The 4,211-nt window shown below is 71.3% G+C and carries 4 protein-coding genes and 1 pseudogene; 4 read left to right on the forward strand and 1 reads right to left on the reverse strand.

What is annotated here, in order from left to right:
• Window positions 1-3: 3 nt before the first annotated feature.
• Window positions 4-690 (reverse strand): IclR family transcriptional regulator, encoded by a 687-nt coding sequence (locus tag C1I95_RS32250; RefSeq protein ID WP_092373513.1) that lies wholly within the window; start codon window positions 688-690, stop codon window positions 4-6.
• Between the two features lie 49 nt (window positions 691-739).
• Between C1I95_RS32250 and leuC the strand changes: the two genes are divergently transcribed.
• The 4 genes and pseudogenes from leuC to C1I95_RS32270 all read left to right on the forward strand — a co-directional run.
• Window positions 740-2,185 (forward strand): 3-isopropylmalate dehydratase large subunit, encoded by a 1,446-nt coding sequence (leuC, locus tag C1I95_RS32255; protein WP_111219687.1) that lies wholly within the window; start codon window positions 740-742, stop codon window positions 2,183-2,185.
• Between the two features lie 14 nt (window positions 2,186-2,199).
• Window positions 2,200-2,787, forward strand: a complete 588-nt coding sequence (leuD, locus tag C1I95_RS32260) for a 3-isopropylmalate dehydratase small subunit (protein WP_111219689.1) — start codon at window positions 2,200-2,202, stop codon at window positions 2,785-2,787.
• A gap of 172 nt (window positions 2,788-2,959) precedes the next feature.
• The gene (locus tag C1I95_RS32265; RefSeq protein ID WP_111219691.1) at window positions 2,960-3,613 is read left to right on the forward strand and encodes an HU family DNA-binding protein; all 654 of its coding nucleotides are present in this window, start codon (window positions 2,960-2,962) and stop codon (window positions 3,611-3,613) included.
• A gap of 151 nt (window positions 3,614-3,764) precedes the next feature.
• Window positions 3,765-4,211, forward strand: a pseudogene (locus C1I95_RS32270) (endonuclease/exonuclease/phosphatase family protein); the annotation flags it as partial.

Consider the following 4,211-nt stretch of genomic DNA (forward strand, 5'->3'; position numbering starts at 1 on the left):
GGGTTAGAGGCCGGAGAGGCGTTGGCCGGCTCTTACCACGGCCATGGCGTGGCGTTCGCCGGGTCGGCGGCCGAGGCGTTCGATCGGGCCGGAGATGCTGATGGCGGCGATGACCCGGCCGGTGCGGTCGCGGATCGGGGCGGAGACGCTGGCCACACCCGCCTCCCGTTCGGCCACGCTCTGGGCCCAGCCTCGGCGGCGTACCTCGGCCAGGGTGCGGCCGGTGAACTTCGAGCGGGGCAGTAGCGGCATCACCGCCTCCGGCGGCTCCCAGGCGAGCAGGATCTGCGCCGCCGAGCCGGCGATCATCGGCAGCACCGAGCCCACCGGGACGGTGTCGCGCAGCCCGCTGGCCCGTTCGGCGGCGGCCACGCAGATCCGTTCGTCCGCCCGGCGCAGGTAGAGCTGGGCGCTCTCACCGGTGGCGTCGCGCAGCGCGGCCAGCAGCGGCTCGGCCGCCGTCAGCAGCACGTCCGGCGCCGCGTTGGCCAGTTCGCCCAGGCGTGGACCGGGACGCCAGCGGCCCTGGGTGTCCCGGACCAGCATCCGGTGGATCTCCAGCGCCTGCGCCAGCCGGTGCGCGGTGGCCCGGGGCAGCTTGGTGCGTTCAACGAGTTCGGCCAGGCTGGCGCCGTCGACACAGGCGGCCAGGATGACCACCGCCTTGTCGAGAACGCCGACACCGCTCATACTGTGTCCCACAAGCCGAAATTTACCTCCCAGAATTTAGGATGTCCAGATGGTGGGAGTCACTCCTGAGCCGAGGACCCTGGCCGAGAAGGTCTGGGACGCGCACGTCGTCCGGTCCGCCGATGGTGAGCCCGATCTGCTCTTCATCGACCTGCACCTGCTGCACGAGGTGACCAGCCCGCAGGCGTTCGACGGGCTGCGGCTCGCCGGCCGCCAGGTGCGCCGTACCGACCTCACGCTCGCGACCGAGGATCACAACACCCCGACCGGGTACGCCGACCCCTCGTTCCAGGCGCGCCGTGGTGACCTGCTCACCATCGCCGACCCCACCTCCCGGACCCAGATCGAGACGCTGCGCCGCAACTGTGCCGAGTTCGGCGTGAAGCTGCACCCACTGGGCGACGAGAACCAGGGGATCGTGCACGTCATCGGCCCGCAGCTCGGCCTCACCCAGCCCGGCATGACCATCGTCTGTGGCGACTCGCACACCGCGACCCACGGTGCGTTCGGGGCTCTGGCGTTCGGCATCGGCACCAGCGAGGTCGAGCACGTGCTGGCCACCCAGACGCTGCCGCAGGCCCGACCGAAGACGATGGCGGTCACCGTGAACGGCCGGCTCGGCCCCGGCGTCACCGCGAAGGACCTGGTGCTCGCCCTGATCGCCAAGGTCGGCACCGGTGGCGGACGCGGGCACATCGTGGAGTACCGCGGTGAGGCGATCCGGGCGCTGTCCATGGAAGGTCGGATGACCATCGCCAACATGTCCATCGAGTGGGGCGCCAAGGCCGGCATGATCGCGCCGGACGAGACCACCTTCGCGTACCTCCAGGGGCGGCCGAACGCGCCGACCGGCGCGGACTGGGACGCGGCGGTCGCCTACTGGCGGACGCTGCCCACCGACGAGGGCGCCACCTTCGACGCCGAGGTGACCCTGGACGCCGCCGAGATCGCGCCGTTCGTCACCTGGGGCACCAACCCCGGGCAGGGCGCGCCGTTGGGCGCCGTGGTGCCGGACCCGGACGACTTCGGCACCGAGCCGGAGCGGGCCGCCGCCCGCCGCGCACTCCAGTACATGGACCTGCGCCCGGGCACGCCGCTGCGCGACCTCGCCGTCGACGTGGTGTTCGTCGGTTCCTGCACCAACGGTCGGCTGGAGGACCTGCGGGCCGCCGCCGACGTGCTGCGTGGCCACCAGGTCGCCGACGGCGTACGCATGCTGGTGGTGCCCGGCTCCGCCGCCGTCCGCGAGGCCGCCGAGGCCGAGGGGCTGGACAAGGTCTTCACCGACGCCGGTGCCGAGTGGCGGTTCGCCGGCTGCTCCATGTGTCTGGGTATGAACCCGGACACGCTCTCCCCGGGGCAGCGCTCCGCCTCGACCTCGAACCGCAACTTCGAGGGCCGTCAGGGCCGGGGTGGGCGTACCCACCTGGTGAGCCCGCCGGTCGCCGCCGCCACCGCCGTGACCGGCCGGCTGGCCGCCCCCGCCGACCTCTAGAAGGGCTGCGACAGATGGACAAGTTCACCGTGCACACCGGCACCGCCGTGCCGCTGCGTCGGTCCGACGTGGACACCGACCAGATCATCCCGGCCGTGTACCTCAAGCGGGTGACCCGAACCGGTTTCGCCGACGGGTTGTTCAGCGCGTGGCGGGAGGACCCGGGATTCGTACTCAACGATCATTCATATTCGGGTGCGTCGATTCTGGTGGCCGGGCCGGAGTTCGGCACCGGGTCGTCCCGGGAGCACGCCGTGTGGGCGTTGCGGGACTTCGGCTTCCGGGTGGTGATCTCGCCCCGCTTCGGTGACATCTTCCGGGGCAACGCGCTCAAGGAAGGTCTGCTTCCGGTCGAGCTGGAATTGAAAGCCGTCGAGCAGATCTGGGGTCTGGTCGAGTCCGACCCGACCACTTCGATCACCGTAGACCTGACCGCCCGGCAGGTTCAGGCCGGCGGCTCCACCTGGTCGTTCCCGCTGGACGACTTCAGCCGCTGGCGGCTGATGGAGGGCTTGGACGACATTGGACTCACCCTCCGGCACGAGTCGCAGATCGGCACCTTCGAGGCCACCCGGCCACCCTTCCTGCCCCGGGTCGCGTAGCCGTTCGCCTCGGTCCGCAGCCGATTTCGCCCCCACCGGTGCCACCGGTGGGGGCGAATCCGTTACGACACAAGGGCTTTTTTCCACCGAATGTTTGTGTCCCGGCAGCACAGGGCATACCGTGCGCGCAGAATGGCTCGCGTCGAGTCAGTTGCACAATCAGGAGGAAGTCGTGAACAAGGCCGAGCTCATTGAGGCGCTCGCCGTTCGCCTGGGGGACCGGAAGACGGCGACGGCCGCGCTCGACGCCGTCCTCGCTGAGGTCCAGGCGGCGGTTACCAAGGGCGAGAAGGTGGCGATCACCGGTTTCGGAGCGTTCGAGAAGCGCGTACGGGGCGCCCGAACAGCCCGCAACCCGCGTACGGGTGAGGCGGTGAAGGTCAAGAAGACATCGGTTCCGACCTTCCGCCCGGGTGCCGGGTTCAAGGAGATGGTGGCCAGCGGCAAGGTGCCGAAGGCCACGGCGGCGGCGAAGAAGATCGCCGCGGCCGCCGCCAAGACCACCGGTGCGAAGGCGACCGGTGCGAAGGCGGCCGGTGCCAAGGCGACCACCGCGAAGAAGACCACCGCGACGAAGACCGCGGCGGCGACGAAGACCGCGGCGGCCAAGAAGACCACCGCGACGAAGACTGCGGCGGCCAAGAAGACCACCGCGGCCAAGGCGACCAAGACCACCGCGGCCAAGAAGACCACCGCGACCAAGAAGACCGCCCCGGCGAAGAAGACCGCCGCGGCGACCAAGGCCACCGCGGCCAAGAAGACCGCGACGGCGAAGAAGGCCCCGGCGAAGAAGGCGCCGGCCAGGAAGGCGGCAACCCGGCGCTGAGCCGGCCGTACGTCGAAGGCGCCCGCCATTGCGGCGGGCGCCTTTGCCGTGTTCTGCGTACCCCCGGTCTGTGGCAAGGGAAGCGGATCGTTGACCGGGATGGCGCCCGGCACCCAGAATCGCCGCACCACCCCTCGGCGAAAGAGGTACCGTGCTGCGCCACCGCCACCTCAATACCGCCACCCTGGCCCTGGGCGTCGTCGTTCTGGTGGACGTCCTCCGAGTCTTCCTGCCGTCGGTCATCACCATCTTCGGGCAGGCCGCGTCGACACCGGCCGAGTTGCTCGGGGCGTTCGCGCTCGGCTGGTTCGTGCTCGCGCTCGCCGCACCGGCGCTCATCGGGCGGCTAGGCGCGCGTTCTGTCGGCCTCGCGGCGGCGGTGGTGCTGGGCGCCGCCCGGCTCGCCCTCACCGCCGGGCCCGGCGGCCGGACGCAGCTTTGGCTGGCCACCGCCGGCCTGCTGGCCGGTCTGGTGTGGCTGGCCGCCACCGCGGCCCGGGTCGCGCGCCCGGTGCCCGGGCTGACGCTCGGGCTGACCGCCGGCGCGCTCGGCCACGCCCTGTTCGGCACGCACGACCTGGTCTGGTGGGGGCGGTGG

Source organism: Micromonospora craterilacus (assembly GCF_003236315.1).
Taxonomy (GTDB): domain Bacteria; phylum Actinomycetota; class Actinomycetes; order Mycobacteriales; family Micromonosporaceae; genus Micromonospora; species Micromonospora craterilacus.

Coding starts and splice junctions, on each gene's coding strand:
- leuC (WP_111219687.1), top strand. CDS start 740: ATGGTGGGAGTCACTCCTGAGCCGAGGACCCTGGCCGAGAAGGTCTGG.
- C1I95_RS32250 (WP_092373513.1), bottom strand. CDS start 690: ATGAGCGGTGTCGGCGTTCTCGACAAGGCGGTGGTCATCCTGGCCGCC.
- leuD (WP_111219689.1), top strand. CDS start 2,200: ATGGACAAGTTCACCGTGCACACCGGCACCGCCGTGCCGCTGCGTCGG.